Annotated in this window: 13 protein-coding genes and 2 pseudogenes; all 15 read left to right on the forward strand. The window is 43.9% G+C overall.

Features of this window, described 5'->3' with window-relative positions; all coding sequences use genetic code 11:
* Positions 1-64 (forward strand): annotated as a pseudogene (locus C5687_RS25405) (phosphomannomutase); the annotation flags it as partial.
* 90 nt (positions 65-154) lie between these two features.
* Positions 155-1549 carry an undecaprenyl-phosphate glucose phosphotransferase gene (gene wcaJ / locus C5687_RS21670; RefSeq protein WP_104557896.1) on the forward strand — a complete coding sequence of 465 codons (1395 nt, stop codon included), beginning with the start codon at positions 155-157 and terminating at the stop codon, positions 1547-1549.
* A gap of 1 nt (position 1550) precedes the next feature.
* Entirely contained in the window at positions 1551-3029 is a 1479-nt protein-coding gene (gene wzxC, locus C5687_RS21675; protein ID WP_045285625.1) for a colanic acid undecaprenyl disphosphate flippase WzxC, read from the forward strand.
* A gap of 17 nt (positions 3030-3046) precedes the next feature.
* Positions 3047-4327, forward strand: coding sequence for a colanic acid biosynthesis pyruvyl transferase WcaK (gene wcaK, locus C5687_RS21680; protein ID WP_104557897.1), 1281 nt, complete (start codon positions 3047-3049; stop codon positions 4325-4327).
* Positions 4324-5544, forward strand: coding sequence for a colanic acid biosynthesis glycosyltransferase WcaL (gene wcaL, locus C5687_RS21685; protein ID WP_104557898.1), 1221 nt, complete (start codon positions 4324-4326; stop codon positions 5542-5544). The genes wcaK and wcaL overlap by 4 nt, the downstream gene beginning before the upstream one ends.
* 12 nt (positions 5545-5556) lie before the next feature.
* Positions 5557-6948, forward strand: coding sequence for a colanic acid biosynthesis protein WcaM (gene wcaM / locus C5687_RS21690; protein WP_025758743.1), 1392 nt, complete (start codon positions 5557-5559; stop codon positions 6946-6948).
* Positions 6949-7124: 176 nt separating this feature from the next.
* A complete protein-coding gene (gene galF, locus C5687_RS21695; protein WP_013097865.1) occupies positions 7125-8021 on the forward strand; it encodes a GalU regulator GalF in 897 nt (298 codons plus the stop codon).
* Between the two features lie 475 nt (positions 8022-8496).
* Positions 8497-9753, forward strand: a complete 1257-nt coding sequence (locus C5687_RS21700) for a flippase (RefSeq protein ID WP_104557900.1) — start codon at positions 8497-8499, stop codon at positions 9751-9753.
* Positions 9746-10723: a glycosyltransferase family 2 protein gene (locus C5687_RS21705; RefSeq protein WP_104557902.1), complete on the forward strand. Its 978-nt coding sequence runs from the start codon at positions 9746-9748 to the stop codon at positions 10721-10723. Before C5687_RS21700 ends, C5687_RS21705 begins: the two co-directional genes overlap by 8 nt.
* A gap of 47 nt (positions 10724-10770) precedes the next feature.
* Entirely contained in the window at positions 10771-11862 is a 1092-nt protein-coding gene (locus C5687_RS21710) for a glycosyltransferase family 4 protein (protein WP_104557904.1), read from the forward strand.
* On the forward strand, positions 11862-13010 hold the full coding sequence (locus tag C5687_RS21715) for an EpsG family protein (RefSeq protein ID WP_104557906.1): 1149 nt from the start codon (positions 11862-11864) through the stop codon (positions 13008-13010). The genes C5687_RS21710 and C5687_RS21715 overlap by 1 nt, the downstream gene beginning before the upstream one ends.
* A gap of 3 nt (positions 13011-13013) precedes the next feature.
* The gene (locus tag C5687_RS21720; RefSeq protein ID WP_104557908.1) at positions 13014-14117 is read left to right on the forward strand and encodes a glycosyltransferase family 4 protein; all 1104 of its coding nucleotides are present in this window, start codon (positions 13014-13016) and stop codon (positions 14115-14117) included.
* 33 nt (positions 14118-14150) lie between these two features.
* The gene (locus C5687_RS21725; protein ID WP_158252228.1) at positions 14151-15206 is read left to right on the forward strand and encodes a glycosyltransferase family 4 protein; all 1056 of its coding nucleotides are present in this window, start codon (positions 14151-14153) and stop codon (positions 15204-15206) included.
* A gap of 1 nt (position 15207) precedes the next feature.
* Entirely contained in the window at positions 15208-16629 is a 1422-nt protein-coding gene (locus C5687_RS21730) for a mannose-1-phosphate guanylyltransferase/mannose-6-phosphate isomerase (protein WP_104557912.1), read from the forward strand.
* Positions 16630-16739: 110 nt separating this feature from the next.
* Positions 16740-16967: pseudogene (locus tag C5687_RS21735) on the forward strand (phosphomannomutase CpsG); the annotation flags it as partial.

The raw sequence follows: 16967 nt of genomic DNA on the forward strand, positions 1-16967 counted from the left end.
ACGCGCCGACACCGCGCTGATGGAAGCCCGAACGAAGGACATTCTGGCGCTGTTGAATCAGTAATACGAAACCTTACCCCTCACCCTAACCCTCTCCCCAAAGGGGAGAGGGCCGGGGTGAGGGGGGAAGTGTGGGTTGAATAAAGGAACAACGATGACGAATCTAAAAAAACGCGAACGAGCGAGAACGAATGCATCGTTAATCTCTATGGTGCAGCGTTTTTCTGATATCACCATCATGGTCGGTGGATTGTGGGCGGTGTGTCGGATCAGCGGGCAATCGTTCTTATACATGCATCTGCTGATGGCACTGATTGCGCTGGTTGTGTTTCAGATGATCGGCGGGATGACGGATTTCTATCGTTCGTGGCGTGGCGTCAAAATGACCACCGAACTGATGCTGTTGCTGCAGAACTGGACCTTAAGCCTGATCTTCAGCGCGGGCCTGGTGGCGTTCAGCCATGATTTTGATAATCGTCTGGTGACCTATCTCTGCTGGTATCTGGTGACCAGCGTCGGCATGGTGGTTTGTCGCTCCCTTATCCGCTTCGGCGCGGGCTGGCTGCGTAACCGGGGCTATAACCGTCGCTTCGTTGCCGTAGCAGGGGATTTGCCGGTCGGGCAGGTGCTGCTCGACAGCTTCCGCAAAGAGCCGTGGTTAGGGTATGAAGTGGTCGGGATTTATCACGACGCGAAGCCGGGCGGCGTGCCTGCGGACTGGGCGGGCAACTACGAACAGCTGATTGACGATGCCAAAGCGGGCAAAATTCACAACGTTTACATCGCTATGCAGATGAAAGACGAATCCCGCATTAAGCAACTGATGCGCGAGCTGGCGGATACCACCTGCTCGGTGATCCTGATCCCGGACGTGTTTACCTTCAACATCCTTCACTCCCGCATTGAAGAGGTGAACGGCGTGCCGGTGGTACCGCTGTACGACACGCCGCTGTCAGGGATTAACCGCGTGCTGAAGCGTCTGGAAGATATCGTGCTCTCTTCACTGATCCTCCTGCTGATCTCCCCGGTGCTGTGCTGCATTGCCCTGGCGGTGAAGCTGAGCTCTCCCGGGCCGGTTATCTTCCGCCAGACCCGCTACGGCATGGACGGTAAGCCCATTATGGTGTGGAAATTCCGCTCCATGAAGGTGATGGAGAACGACAAAGTGGTGACTCAGGCCACGCAGAACGATCCGCGCGTGACCCGCGTGGGGAACTTCCTGCGCCGTACCTCGCTGGATGAACTCCCGCAGTTTATCAACGTCTTTACCGGCGGCATGTCGATTGTCGGACCTCGTCCCCATGCGGTTGCCCACAACGAACAGTACCGCTCGCTGATTGAAGGCTACATGCTGCGCCATAAAGTGAAGCCAGGCATCACCGGCTGGGCGCAGATCAACGGCTGGCGCGGTGAAACCGACACGCTGGAAAAAATGGAAAAACGCATTGAATTCGACCTGGAGTACATCCGTGAGTGGAGCCTCTGGTTTGATATCAAGATTGTTTTTCTGACCATCTTTAAAGGTTTCGTGAACAAAGCGGCGTACTAAGATGAGCTTACGTGAAAAAACCATCAGCGGCGCCAAGTGGTCAGCGATGGCGACCATCGTCATCATTGGCCTCGGCCTGGTGCAGATGACCGTGCTGGCGCGCATTATCGATAACCACCAGTTCGGCCTGCTGACCGTCTCGCTGGTGATTATCGCGCTGGCCGATACGCTGTCTGATTTTGGTATTGCCAACTCGATTATCCAGCGCAAAGAGATTAGCCATCTGGAGCTGACCACGCTCTACTGGCTGAACGTCGGGCTGGGGATTTTCGTGTTTGTGCTGGTGTTCCTGCTGAGCGATACCATCGCCAGCGTGCTGCACAACCCGGATCTGGCACCGCTGATGCGTACGCTGTCGTTTGCTTTCGTGGTGATCCCCCACGGGCAGCAGTTCCGCGCGCTGATGCAGAAAGAGCTGGAGTTCAACAAGATCGGCATGATCGAGACCAGCGCCGTGCTGGCGGGCTTTACCTTCACCGTGGTGAGCGCCCATTTCTGGCCGCTGGCCATGACCGCCATTCTGGGGTATCTGGTTAACTCTGCCGTGCGCACGCTGCTGTTCGGCTATTTTGGCCGCAAAATCTACCGTCCGGGGCTGCATTTCTCACTGGCGTCCGTCTCCTCCAACCTGCGTTTTGGCGCATGGCTGACGGCGGACAGCATCATCAACTATGTGAACACCAATCTCTCCACGCTGGTGCTGGCCCGTATTCTCGGGGCGAGCGTCGCCGGGGGCTACAACCTGGCCTATAACGTTGCGGTCGTCCCGCCGATGAAGCTGAACCCGATTATTACCCGCGTGCTGTTCCCGGCGTTCGCCAAGATTCAGGACGACACCGAGAAGCTGCGGGTCAATTTCTACAAGCTGCTCTCCGTGGTGGGGATTATCAACTTCCCGGTTTTGCTCGGGCTGATGGTGGTTTCCAGCAATTTCGTGCCGCTGGTGTTTGGTGAAAAATGGAACGGCATTATCCCGATCCTGCAGCTGCTGTGCGTGGTGGGGCTGCTGCGCTCCGTGGGGAATCCGATCGGTTCTCTGCTGATGGCAAAAGCGCGCGTGGATATCAGCTTTAAGTTCAACGTCTTTAAAACCTTCCTGTTTATTCCGGCAATCATCGTCGGTGGACACATGGCGGGCGCCATCGGCGTCACGCTTGGCTTCCTGCTGGTGCAGGTCGTCAACACCGTGCTGAGCTACTTCATCATGATCAAGCCGGTGCTGGGCTCCAGCTACCGTCAGTACATCCTGAGCCTGTGGCTGCCGTTCTATCTCTCCCTGCCGACGCTGGCGGTGAGCTACGGCCTGGGCATGATCCTGACCGGTCATCTGCCGCTGGCGGCGCTGCTGGCGGTGCAGGTTGCCGCGGGCGCGCTGGCTTTCGTCGTGATGATTGTGCTGTCACGCAATGCGCTGGTGGTGGAGATGAAGCGCCAGTTTTGCCGTAACGAAAAAATGAAAACGCTGCTTCGCGCAGGCTAGTTATTTAAGAGGCCATTATGAAATTATTAATTCTTGGCAACCATACCTGCGGCAACCGTGGCGACAGCGCCATCCTGCGCGGTTTACTGGATGCGATTAACACCCTTAAGCCTGAGACCGAAGTGGACGTGATGAGCCGTTATCCGGTCAGCTCATCCTGGTTACTCAATCGCCCGGTGATGGGCGACCCGCTCTACAGCCAGATGAAACAGCATAACAACGCCGCGGGCGTGATGGGGCGCGTGAAGAAAGTGCTGCGTCGTCGCTACCAGCACCAGGTGCTGCTTTCCCGGGTGACCGATACCGGCAAGCTGCGCAACATCGCTATCGCCCAGGGCTTTACCGATTTCGTTCGTCTGCTGTCGGGCTATGACGCGATTATTCAGGTCGGCGGGTCGTTCTTCGTCGATTTGTACGGCGTGCCGCAGTTTGAGCATGCGCTGTGTACGTTCATGGCGAAAAAGCCGCTGTTTATGATTGGTCACAGCGTGGGGCCGTTCCAGGATCCACAGTTTAACCAACTGGCAAACTACGTTTTCGGCCACTGCGATGCTCTGATCCTGCGCGAGTCGGTCAGTCTTGAAATGATGAAGCGCAGCGAGATCGACACCTCGAAAGTGGAGCACGGCGTGGACACGGCCTGGCTGGTGGATCATCAGGAAGAGAGCTTCCAGGCGAGCTACGCGGTGCAGCACTGGCTGGACGTGGCGGCGAAACAGAAAACCGTCGCGATTACCCTGCGCGAGCTGGCCCCCTTCGATAAACGTTTAGGTACCACGCAGGCGGCGTATGAGAAAGCGTTCGCTGACGTGGTGAACCGCGTACTGGACAGCGGTTATCAGGTGCTGGCGCTCTCCACCTGCACCGGTATCGACAGCTACAACAAAGACGACCGCATGGTGGCGCTCAACCTGCGCAGCCTGGTGAATGACCCGTCCCGCTATCACGTGGTGATGGACGAACTGAATGACCTCGAGATGGGCAAGCTGCTCTCCGCCTGCGACCTGACGGTGGGCACTCGTCTGCACTCGGCGATTATCTCCATGAACTTCGGTACGCCGGCGATTGCCATTAACTATGAGCACAAGTCCGCCGGGATCATGCAGCAACTCGGTATGCCGGAAATGGCCGTGGATATCCGTCATCTGCTGGATGGTTCGCTCGGTGCGATGGTCGGGGACACACTGGGTCAGTTGCCTGCCATCAATGAACGCCTGGCCGTGGCGGTGAAAGCCGAGCGCGAGAAGGGGATGGGGATGGTGAAATCGGTACTCGATCGCGTCCGGGAGGAGAAATGAAGGTTGGTTTCTTCTTACTGAAATTTCCGCTGTCGTCTGAAACCTTTGTTCTGAACCAAATCACCGCGTTTATCGATATGGGATATGACGTGGAGATCATCGCCCTGCAAAAGGGCGATACCCAAAACACTCATGCGGCGTATACCCAGTACGGGCTGGAGGCGAAAACCCGCTGGCTGCAGGATGAGCCGTCCGGGAAGCTGAGCAAACTGCGCCACCGGGCCAGCCAGACCTTACGTGGGATCCATCGCCCGTCGACCTGGCGAGCGCTGAATATTTCCCGATATGGCGCGGAGTCGCGCAATCTGATCCTGTCGGCCATCTGCGGGCAAACGGCGCAGCCGTATCGTGCGGATGTGTTTATCGCCCACTTTGGCCCGGCGGGGGTCACCGCCGCGAAACTGCGCGAACTGGGGGTGATCGACGGGAAAATCGCGACCATTTTCCACGGCATTGACATCTCCAGCCGTGAAGTGCTGAACCACTACACGCCGGAGTATCAGCAGCTTTTCCGCCGCGGCGACATGATGCTGCCCATCAGCGAACTGTGGGCCGGACGCATTAAAAACATGGGCTGCCCGGGAGAGAAAATTGCTGTTTCGCGCATGGGCGTGGATCTCACGCGCTTTACCCGCCGTCCGGTGAAGGTGCCGGGCAAACCGCTGCAGATCATCTCCGTCGCTCGCCTGACCGAGAAGAAAGGGCTGCATGTGGCGATTGAAGCCTGCCGCCAGCTGAAGGCGCGCGGGGTGGATTTCCACTATCGCATACTCGGGATTGGCCCGTGGGAGCGTCGTCTGCGCACGCTTATCGAACAATATCAGCTTGAAGATGTTGTCGAGATGCCGGGCTTTAAGCCGAGCCACGAGGTCAAGGCGATGCTCGATGAGGCGGACGTCTTCCTGCTGCCGTCCGTAACGGGCACCGATGGCGACATGGAAGGCATCCCGGTGGCGCTGATGGAGGCGATGGCCGTCGGCATCCCGGTGGTATCGACCCTGCACAGCGGGATCCCGGAGCTTATCCAGTCTGACTATTCCGGCTGGCTGGTGCCGGAAAATAACGCCATGGCGCTGGCCGACCGCTTAGCCGCTTTCAGCGACATCGACCAGCAGGCGCTGGAGCCCGTGCTCCACAATGCCCGACAAAAAGTCGAGGCAGATTTTAACCAGCAGGTGATTAATCGTCAGTTAGCGAGCCTGCTGCAAACGTTGTAACGCCGAGGTTGTATGCTGAAAAAGATTACCCGACGCACTTTTGTCTCTTCTCTCTCCGCGCTGGCGGCCACGCCGCTGCTCTCCTCCCGCCTTGCGCGGGCGGCAGGCGGAAGAACGGTTTCTGTTAATCAGTACAATAACAACGACTGGATCGCCGCCTTTAAGCAGGCGTTTACCGAAGGGGATACGGTTGTGGTCCCCGCAGGGCTGACCTGCGAAAACATCAATACCGGCATTTTCATTCCTGACGGGAAAACGCTGCTGATCCGCGGGGCGTTAACCGGTAACGGACGGGGCCGCTTTGTCCTGCAGGAGGGCAGTAAGGTCATTGGCGAGGGCGAGGGACGCACAGAAAATATCACCCTGGACGTTCGCGGCTCTGACTGTGCAATCAAAGGTCTCGCGATGAGCGGGTTTGGTCCGGTGACGCAGATCTACATCGGCGGTAAGAAGCCCAGCGTGATGCGCAATCTGGTGATTGATAACATCCGCGTCAGCCAGGCCAACTATGCCATTCTGCGCCAGGGTTTCCATAATCAGGTGGACGGCGCCCGCATCACCAACAGCAAATTTAGCCACCTGCAGGGCGATGCGATCGAGTGGAACGTCGCCATCAACGACCGCAATATCCTGATTTCCGACCATGTGATAGACAACATCAACTGCACCAACGGCAAGATCAACTGGGGCATTGGCATTGGTCTTGCCGGAAGTACCTACGATAACGACTATCCTGAGAAGCAAACCGTTAAGAACTTCGTGGTGGCCAACATCACTGGCAGCAACTGTCGTCAGCTGGTGCACGTCGAAAACGGAAAACATTTTGTTATCCGCAATATAAAGGCCAAAAATATTACCCCTGACTTCAGTAAAAAGGCGGGAATTGATAACGCCACGGTAGCGATTTATGGCTGTGATAATTTCATTATTGATAATGTCGACATGGTCAATAGCGCCGGCATGTTAATCGGTTATGGGGTGATAAAGGGCGATTATTTGTCCATTCCGCAGAACTTCAAACTCAACAATATCCATCTCGATAATCGCCAGCTTGCCTATAAGCTGCGCGGAATACAAATTTCATCCGGTAACGCGACGTCGTTTGTGGCGATTACCAACGTTGAGATGCAGCGTGCCACTCTGGAGCTGCACAATAAGCCCCAGCATCTTTTTATGCGCAATATCAATGTGATGCAGGAAGCCGCTGTGGGCCCGGCCCTGAAGATCAATTTCGACCTGCGTAAGGACGTGCGGGGAAAATTCATGGCGAGAGACGAGACGCTGCTGTCACTGGCGAACATTAAAGCAGTGAATGAGAAAGGACAAAGTTCGGTGGATATTGACCGGGTCGATCAGCAGGTGGTGAATACCGAACGGCTGAATTTTGCGCTTCCGCACAGATAATCGACAAGCGTCAGTTTTGAGACTATTCCTGGTACGGAATTGTGATCGAATCAGATTACAACTACAGAAATTAGTGTGGTCAGGGCGTAACATTACCCGAGAATTACGGCAAATCATGCTGGCGAAAACAGGTTTAAGAGCTATAATTCGTCAACCATTTTAAGGTGGAAGATATAATGATTAATTTGAAAGCAGTCATTCCGGTAGCAGGCCTGGGCATGCATATGCTGCCAGCCACAAAAGCCATTCCAAAAGAGATGCTGCCGATCGTCGACAAGCCAATGATTCAGTACATTGTCGACGAGATTGTTGCTGCAGGGATTAAAGAAATCGTCCTGGTTACCCATTCTTCAAAGAATGCGGTAGAAAACCATTTCGACACCTCTTACGAACTCGAAGCGTTGCTTGAGCAGCGCGTCAAACGCCAGCTGCTGGCGGAAGTACAGTCTATTTGTCCTCCTGGCGTGACCATCATGAACGTGCGCCAGGCACAGCCGCTGGGTCTGGGTCACTCTATTCTCTGTGCGCGTCCGGTTGTGGGTGATAACCCGTTCATCGTGGTGCTGCCGGATATCATCATTGATACCGCTTCTGCGGATCCGCTGCGTTACAACCTGGCGGCCATGGTGGCGCGTTTCAATGAAACGGGTCGTAGCCAGGTGCTGGCGAAACGCATGAAAGGCGATCTCTCCGAGTACTCTGTTATCCAGACCAAAGAAGCGCTGGAGACGGAAGGGCAGGTGAGCCGCATTGTGGAATTCATCGAAAAACCGGATCAGCCACAGACGCTGGACTCAGACCTGATGGCGGTTGGCCGTTATGTTCTGAACGCGGATATCTGGGCCGAGCTGGAAAAAACCGAGCCAGGTGCCTGGGACCGTATTCAGCTCACCGATGCGATTGCCGAGCTGGCGAAAAAGCAGTCTGTTGACGCGATGCTGATGACCGGTGAGAGCTACGACTGCGGTAAGAAGCTGGGCTATATGCAGGCGTTTGTGAACTACGGGCTGCGTAACCTGAAGGAAGGGGCGAAGTTCAGAAGCCGGATTGAGAAGTTGTTAGCTAACGACTGATTTTTCTTACTTGATTTGCACAAGCGGCAGTCATCATTTGGGTATGTTGAAACATAACCAAAATGGTAGCTGCCGTTTTTTGTTATTAATTCTAATGATAACATGGATTTATCTGATTTAAATCTGGTCAGATTTGTAACGATTTGTGCTTGTTTCTGAGGTCATTTAGGACGACAATTAACGGCAGTTTTTGCAGTTGTCCAGCGCCAGTAGAGTTCGGTGTCGGACTTCAACAAATGGAACATTTCACCCTCGTTCAGTGCACTGGTAGCTGTTAAGCCAGGGGCGGTAGCATTCCTCTTTTCCCTAAATTTTACAAAAATCGCCTCGTAAATAAACTTTAAATTAGCTTTTCAACAAAAGTAATAATATTTTGTTAGTTATATTGCGAAACTAATTACAGAGGAAAATCATTATTTTATGATTAATCTTTTATTATATGTGATTAAATTTTCTTAAAACTAAAGAGAAGTAAATGACAGGACTAAAAAAAAATATATTTTCGCTTTTTATACTACAGGGCTCAAATTATCTCATTCCGCTCATTATTTTCCCTTATCTAGTCAGAGTGTTAGGACCTGCAGAATATGGGGAAATAGGGCTGGCAACTAGTGTTATTCAATATTTTTGCCTGTTTATTGATTTCGGATTTAACCTCACAGCATCAAAAGCGATAGCAGTAAGTAGCAAAACAAAAGAAGAAATTAGCGCTATATTTTTTAAAACTATGCTAGCTAAAGCTGTCTTATTGTTATTATCTATTAGTTTGGTTTTTTTCCTTTCATACAGGGTTGAGCAATTTCATAGTATTAAGCCTTTGCTGCATATATTATCCTTGCAGCTAGTAGGAGCGATGTTGTTACCCGTTTGGTTTTTCCAGGGCGTTGAAAAAATGTCCTCTGTTACGATAAGTTATATTTTAGCAAGAGGGTTGAGTATCCCCTTGACATTTATCTTTGTTCAAGAGCCGAACGATATTAATATTGCGGCTTTAATTCAGGGGGGAACGGCTTTCGTAGCAGGAGTAATATCTATTTATTTTGTTTATAAAACTAACTATGTTATTTTGAAATGTAGATTTCGAATATCTGAAATCATTGGCACGTTAATTCAATCAACGCCAATATTTATCGGAAGTATTGCCATGAGTTTATACACAATGAGCAATCCATTTATATTGGGCATGGTGAGTCATGTTGAGCAGGTAGGTATATATATCGCTGCTGATAAATTAAGGCAGGCTTTAATGGGCGCTTTCTTGATTCTGGGTGGTGCTTTATATCCAAGAGTTAATGCTCTTTTCAAAGAATCTAGAGAGGCTGGATTTTCTTTTGTTAAAAAGATAATTCTGATACAAGGTGGTTTAGCTTTAATTGCGAGCATAATGTTTTATTTATGCTCGGCATATATTTCAAACATTATGCTTGGCAGAGAATTTGACGAATCTATCATGGTTCTAAAATTAATGTCTCCAATGATAATTTTGATAGTATCATCTGTAATTTTATGCAACTATGTGCTTTTACCTCTCGGCCATAATAAAATTTATGCAAAGCTTCCTATTTTTACAGGTTTATTGCATTTATCTTATGCTATTCCTCTTTGTTCTTTATATGGTGCATCTGGAGCATCATTGTCTATACTTATTACAGAAACCCTTACCTTTATTTTGCTATTAATAATTACATTTAAAAAAGGTTATCTGAAAAAAATATGGAAAAGCCATGAGTGATATTACATTAAGTATTATAATACCATGCTACAATGTTGAAAGTTATATAAAGGAATGTTTAGACTCTGTATTTATTCAGTTGGATGTGAAAACTGAGGTTATCATTGTTAATGATGGTTCTACTGATTGCACAAAGAATATTATTAAATCTTTATGTGCTGGTAAGAAAAATATAAAAGTAATTAATCAACTCAATGCCGGGCTATCAGGTGCCAGAAATGCTGGTTTAAAAATAGCACAGGGAGAATATATTGCATTTTTGGATGGTGATGATGTTCTTTATCCAGAGTACATAAGCGAGGTTTCGAATGCTATCTTAGAATTCAGACCTGATATCATTGAGATAGATGCATATCGGTTTACTAAAGAATCTACTGAGGCGTTTAATTTATGCTCCTACTCAGGTCAAAAACTAATCAATAAAAAAATGGATTTGATGCCTGTGTTTGAGTTCAATCAATGGTATGTTTGGGGTAGAATTTACAGTAAAAAAATTATTAGCTTTGAATACTTTGAAGATGGGCGAAGATATGAAGATATAATGTTTACTCCTTATCTTTATCTTAAGGCAAAGGTTATTTATAGCATAAACAAACCATTGATTGGTTATAGACACACTCCTAATAGTATAACTAAGAGCGTAAAAGAATGTGATTATCTTGATATAATATACGCATTGCAAAAGTTTAAGAAATATACAAATAAACAGGTTGATACCGATATAAAAATCCTTTTGCTTAATTCGAGAGTACGTACATTTAGTTATCTCAAATTTATTAGTAACAATGTTTACGGATACTTTAAAACGTTAGAACAAACAAAACTCATTGCAAACGACATTTTAAATGATAACAGTTCTGTGGATGTAAAATATAGAATAAAACGGTCAAAATTGTTAACTATAAGATATTACCGCATGTCAAGCACATTTTCATGGTTGAAGAAAAAATTAAACACTATATTCAATTGATAATTTTCTTTTGTATATGTAAAGCTATTAAATCTAGAGTTTATTAAATGAAAAATAAAAAGATTTGTCTCTTTATTAATGCCCTGCATAATTCCGGTGGTACAGAAAGAATTGTCACTCTATTGGCAAACGGACTTACAAATATTGATTATGAAGTCCACATTGTCACAATACTGAAAACTAGCGAACCTTTTTTTCAGTTAAACGATAAAATAAATTTAGTAAGTTTATGTAACCATGAATCATTAACTTCAGAATTGGAAAGATTAAAGATAATTTTCGCACTTCGAAAATACTTACAGAGTAATGAAATAAAAACTATAATTGCGGTTGATTCATTATTATGTATATATTCTTTACCGGCTGTGCTATTCACTAATATTCGTCATATATGCTGGGAACATTTTAATTTTAAAATTGATCTTGGGATAAAAGCACGTAGATTAGCAAGGCAGTTATCTGGATTGCTTTCAGATGAAATAGTTGTATTGAGCGAAAAAGATAAAAAATATTGGCAAGAAAAGTTATTGTTTAAAAAAAGCAAATTACGGGTTATCTATAATGCCTCGCAGTTTCATATCACTAATAACGATTATCCTGCGGACAGCAAGAATATAATAAGCGTAGGAAGATTAACAGATCAAAAGGGCTTTGATCTTCTTTTACAGGCTTGGAAAAAGGTTCACAATGAATTTCCCGATTGGACTTTAACAATTATTGGGAGTGGTCCTAAAAAAGATAGTTTAGAACAATTAGCAACAAAATTGAGTTTAAACAAGTCGATAAAATTCATTGCTGCTACACAAAATATTACTGATTACTATCAAAGTTGCGGTTTTTTATGTCTTCCGTCCAGGTATGAAGGGTTTGGTTTGGTTCTCATTGAAGCTATGTCTTTTGGCGTTCCAGCGATTGCATTCGATTGTGATTGTGGGCCTTCTGAAATATTAGATATGGAAAACGGGATTTTAGTACCAAATGAGAACATTAAAATATTCGCTGAATCTCTGAGATTAATGATTAGTCAAAAAAGCTTAAGAGTAAATATGTCCAATAATGCTAAATTAAAGGCTAATGCTTTTACAAGTGAAAAATTCACAGAATGCTGGGATAGTGTATTGAGAAATGAGAAATTGTAATGTATTGGATTATTTTCTTAACCTTGCAGTTCATATGTGTTTTATTAAGCTGGCAACTGCCTTTTTTAAAAAAAATCATTTTTACCTTAATGATTTTTATATTGATGTTTTTTATGATAGATGGGTATTTTAACGGTATTGATTGGGTTAATTATTACTATGGCTTTATTACTTATACAGATGTAACGGATTATCTTTCATCATATGAACCTTTATTTGGCTCTGAGATTTTTATCCTGAAATATTTGCTTACTGATTTCTATTTATCTATAGCAATGTACTATTTTATATTATCGGTATTACTGTATTTCGCTATAATAAAACTAAGGGGGTTGTTTGACTTTAATATATGCCTGTTCGTCTTCTTGATAATCGTAATCAATGGTATAGATCTATTTAATGATCAAATTAGACAAGCAATGGCATTTGCAATATCTATGTTTGCTTTTCTAAAACTATTAGAAAATGAGAAATCTAAATTTATTATTATTGCATTTTTAGCTGTTTGTTTCCATTTTTCTGCCATCGTGGTTTTATTATTTTATCCTCTTGTAACGAAAAATAAAAAAAGTGTTATTTTCTTTGGTAGCTGTGCTGCATTTTGTATAGTAATACTTAGTCTTTCGAATGAACTATTTTCAAATTTAATATCTTTATTTGGAGCGCCTGGGGCTGTTATCTCAGCAAAAATTAAAGTATATTTTTCAAAATTCGAACCAACATTCGGCTTGCTCGCTATTGTCAATTTATTGATCATATTTAGATATTTCGTTGCAACGAAATATGAAACAGAAATTGAACGCATTCTTTGGAATGGAAGTTTTATTGCCTCTTTATTGCATTTGTCATTTTATTTCTTCCCAATACTGCATCGTTTAAATCCGTACTTTAATCTATTCTATTGTTTACTTTCTGCATATTATTTGCGTAGTTTAATAAGAGTGTTAACAATAAATAGGCTTGTAAATTACTTATCTATATTATTAATTATCGCCTCTGTGAATATATCATATTTTAATGATCCTGCTAGGCCTGAAAACTACAGGGGATACACATTAGATTATTCGCTCGGGTATTATGATATCGATAAAGATAAAATTAAAAGATGTAACTCATTTATTACAGATGTTCCTTTTTGTCGGTGGTAATTTATGAAAGTTGTTTTTTCCTCAAATACGGCATGGTATCTTTATAACTTTAGGAAAGGTACAATAAAAAAATTTATTGAAAAAGGATACGAGGTTTTTATTATAGCACCTACTGATAAATATTCATATCAGTTAAAAGAATTAGGCTGTAAAATTAATCATTTATATATACGTAGCAATTCACTAAATCCAGGTCATGATATAGTCACATTAGTGCATTTATTATCGTTATACATTAAAATAAAGCCTAGTATTATTTATAACTTTACACCAAAGATTAATATTTACAGTTCTCTTGTTTCATATTTTTTCCCTAGAGTGAAAGTCGTTAATAATATTGCTGGATTAGGCACGGCCTTCATTAATGAAGGTATGAAAAAAAAATTGTTAAGTAATTTATATAAAATTTCACAGAAAAGAGCAGATTTTGTTTTTTTTCAAAATAATGAGGATCATAACTATTTTGTCAAGGAAAAAATAGTTTGCGAGGCTAAAACTAAACGAATTTTAGGTTCTGGTGTTAATTTGGAGTTTTTTAAACCTACAAAAATAACTAAAGAAGAACATATTAAATTTTTACTTGTGGCCAGATTGATTGAACAAAAAGGTATTAGGCTATATGCTGAAGCAGCAAAAATTATAAAAGAAAAATATCCCCATGTTGAGTTTTCTCTTTTAGGCCCAATTATTACTAATAACCCCTTTGCTATTGATGAAAGGGAGATAAATAATTGGGAAGAATTAGGGGTTGTTGAATATTTGGGACATTCTGATAATGTGGCAGAAGTTCTTACTGGTTATGATTGTGTGGTTTTGCCATCATTTTACCGTGAGGGCGTTCCAAAATCTTTACTAGAAGCTGCTGCTTCAGGAAAAATTATTATCACTACAGATAATATTGGGTGTCGCGATGCTGTTATTGATGGTGTAACAGGGTTTTTATGCAAGCCAAAGTCGTTGGAAAGCTTATTGGAAGCATTTTATAAAGTACTGCAATTAGATTATAATAGCTTCATAAAAATGAAAATAGATGCCAGGAAATTAGCCCAGGAAAAATTCGATGAGAATATTATAATCGAAGAATACCTTAAAACTGCATCTAATTAAAAATCTATACTTACACTTTGAATGAGGAGTGTTGTGAACATAATTCTTAGCTCACTGTATTATGAGAAAAATCGAGTCACTGGTGCAAATAAGAGATTTGATTTTTTTGGGAAGAACTTACAATCAAGAGAAAATATAAATCTTACTGTTTTGGTTAGAGAAGGTGAAGCTCCTGATTGGGCTGAAAATAGTATTACTCTCCCTCGCTATGATTCAATGCCTTCTGTTATTCGTCGGCTTGTCTATTGTATAAAATTGACTTTTATTTTTTATAGGCGTGATGGAGTGATTATCAATGATTTTATGCCGGTCCCGTTAATCTTTTCGAAACGTAATTATTACTATCAGCTTGTCCATGATATTAGAAATTTCACCGATTTTAATCGTGCGGCAGTAAAAAAAATATCAAGTTTGTTTCAAAAAATCCAATGGAGAATGGTCCCTAATATATTAACAGTCAGCTCTTTCACCAAGAATCAATTAATTAAATACTGCAATATTAACCCTAATAAAATTGCTGTATCATATAATGGAATTGATCCTGTAAAGCGGAATAAAGCTAAAAAAGATATCGATTTTCTATATATAGCTACATTTGAAAAGCGGAAAAACCATGATAATTTAATTAAAGCTTTTTCTGTCTATGTGAAAAATTGTGATCAGCATGCTAGATTATATCTTATAGGTCGTGATCTGGGTTATAGAAAACATATTGAGACCTTGATTTCTAAATATCAAATTGATAAGTTTGTAACTATTATTGAGAAAATATCTGAGAGTGAATTAAAAAATATTTACGAGCGAACTTACTGTTTTGTTAACCCATCTCTGTATGAAGGCTTCGGTATGCCATTAATTGAAGCTATGTATTTTGATTGCCATGTTATTTGTAGTGATATTGACGTTTTCCATGAAATTGCTAAAAAACATGCATATTATTTTGATCCTCTCGATCATGGTAGTATTCTTAACGCGATGAAGGAAATCAAGAATACTGAAATCAAAGGCGAAAGCAAAACATGTTATACAATAAAAAATTTTTCATGGTCTGCAATTGTTGATAATTTTTTAAACTTATTGGTTAAATAAAATGATACTACCAATCGTTATCGCTGGAGGTACAGGCTCGCGCTTATGGCCCCTTTCGAGGAGCCAATATCCTAAACAGTTTTTATCTTTATTGGATGAGAATAGTTTACTTCAAAATACTATTTCCCGCTTGAAAGATATTGACCATGCCTCACCAGTTGTTATTTGCAATGAAGAGCATAGATTTATTGTTGCTGAGCAACTTCGAGAAGCTAATATTGACGTCAATGGGATTATTCTAGAACCTATAGGCAAGAATACAGCTCCAGCAGTTGCTCTTTCCGCCTTTTTTTCTCAAAAAGTAATAAAAGAAAGTGAAGGCGATGATCCACTTTTGCTTGTTTTGGCGGCGGATCATGTAATTAAAGATGTTGATAAATTTAAAATTGCCATTAAGCATGCTTTACCTTTAGCTAAACAAGGTAAAATTGTTACATTTGGCGTAGTGCCAACCCACCCTGAAACTGGATATGGATATATCCAAATTGGTAATTCTTTGGCGGAAGATGCTTACGAAATTAATTCATTCAAAGAAAAACCTGATCTTCAGACTGCGCGGCATTATGTTAAAAATAAGGGTTTTTTGTGGAATAGTGGAATGTTTTTATTCCGCGCATCTTCTTATCTTGAAGAGTTGAAAAAATATCATCCCGATATATATGACATCTGCTGTGCTTCAGTTGCATCCGCACAAAACGATTTAGATTTTACAAGAATCGATCGTGAAATCTTCTCATTATGTAAGTCTGAGTCGATTGATTATGCAGTTATGGAAAAAACAGATAAGGGTGTAGTTATTTCTCTTGATGCTGGTTGGAGTGATGTTGGTTCATGGTCATCACTATGGGAGATAGATAAAAAAAACGAAGATTATAATGTTATACATGGTGATGTTATAGCACATAACTCTATAAATAATTATATATATTCAGAATCAGCTCTGATAGCTACAGTTGGAGTGCAAAATCTTATTGTTGTTCAAACAAAAGATGCAGTACTCATAACCCAAAAATCTGAATGTCAAGATGTAAAAAATATCGTTGAACAACTTAATCGTTCCAATAGACAAGAATATCGCTGTCACCAGACAATATATCGCCCGTGGGGGAAATACGACTCCATCGATGCGGGCGAACGTTACCAAGTGAAGCGCATTACCGTGAAGCCGGGTGAGGGGTTATCGGTACAGATGCATCATCATCGCGCTGAGCACTGGGTGGTGGTGGCGGGTACCGCCAAAGTGACTATAGACGGTGAAGTGAAACTGCTCGGTGAAAACGAGTCAATTTATATTCCGCTGGGGGCGACACACTGTCTGGAAAACCCAGGGAAGATACCTCTCGATTTAATTGAAGTGCGCTCCGGCGCGTATCTGGAAGAGGACGATATTGTCCGTTTCCAGGACCGCTACGGTCGGGTGTAACCGCTTCGCATCATGCCCGGTGGCGCTGTGCTTACCGGGCCTACGAATGAATAAAAAATATTTTGCCTGTTAATCGGGCGGGGCAACTGTTGCCTAAAAAAGGGGTCATGATGGAAAAGTTAACCTGTTTTAAAGCCTACGATATTCGCGGCAAGCTGGGTGAAGAGCTGAATGAAGACATTGCGTGGCGCATCGGCCGTGCGTACGGCGAATACCTGAAACCGAAAACTATCGTACTGGGTGGCGATGTGCGTCTGACCAGTGAATCCCTGAAGCTGGCCCTGGCGAAAGGGCTGCAGGACGCGGGGGTGGACGTGCTGGACATCGGCCTGTCCGGT

The organism is Enterobacter sichuanensis, assembly GCF_002939185.1.
In the GTDB taxonomy this organism is placed as follows: Bacteria; Pseudomonadota; Gammaproteobacteria; order Enterobacterales; family Enterobacteriaceae; genus Enterobacter; species Enterobacter sichuanensis.

What these genes read in the sequence shown, in the direction of transcription:
- wcaM (WP_025758743.1), top strand. Translation starts at nt 5,557, where the DNA reads ATGCTGAAAAAGATTACCCGACGCACTTTTGTCTCTTCTCTCTCCGCG.
- C5687_RS21720 (WP_104557908.1), top strand. Translation starts at nt 13,014, where the DNA reads ATGAAAGTTGTTTTTTCCTCAAATACGGCATGGTATCTTTATAACTTT.
- wzxC (WP_045285625.1), top strand. Translation starts at nt 1,551, where the DNA reads ATGAGCTTACGTGAAAAAACCATCAGCGGCGCCAAGTGGTCAGCGATG.
- C5687_RS21715 (WP_104557906.1), top strand. Translation starts at nt 11,862, where the DNA reads ATGTATTGGATTATTTTCTTAACCTTGCAGTTCATATGTGTTTTATTA.
- wcaJ (WP_104557896.1), top strand. Translation starts at nt 155, where the DNA reads ATGACGAATCTAAAAAAACGCGAACGAGCGAGAACGAATGCATCGTTA.
- wcaK (WP_104557897.1), top strand. Translation starts at nt 3,047, where the DNA reads ATGAAATTATTAATTCTTGGCAACCATACCTGCGGCAACCGTGGCGAC.
- C5687_RS21700 (WP_104557900.1), top strand. Translation starts at nt 8,497, where the DNA reads ATGACAGGACTAAAAAAAAATATATTTTCGCTTTTTATACTACAGGGC.
- wcaL (WP_104557898.1), top strand. Translation starts at nt 4,324, where the DNA reads ATGAAGGTTGGTTTCTTCTTACTGAAATTTCCGCTGTCGTCTGAAACC.
- C5687_RS21710 (WP_104557904.1), top strand. Translation starts at nt 10,771, where the DNA reads ATGAAAAATAAAAAGATTTGTCTCTTTATTAATGCCCTGCATAATTCC.
- galF (WP_013097865.1), top strand. Translation starts at nt 7,125, where the DNA reads ATGATTAATTTGAAAGCAGTCATTCCGGTAGCAGGCCTGGGCATGCAT.
- C5687_RS21705 (WP_104557902.1), top strand. Translation starts at nt 9,746, where the DNA reads ATGAGTGATATTACATTAAGTATTATAATACCATGCTACAATGTTGAA.
- C5687_RS21730 (WP_104557912.1), top strand. Translation starts at nt 15,208, where the DNA reads ATGATACTACCAATCGTTATCGCTGGAGGTACAGGCTCGCGCTTATGG.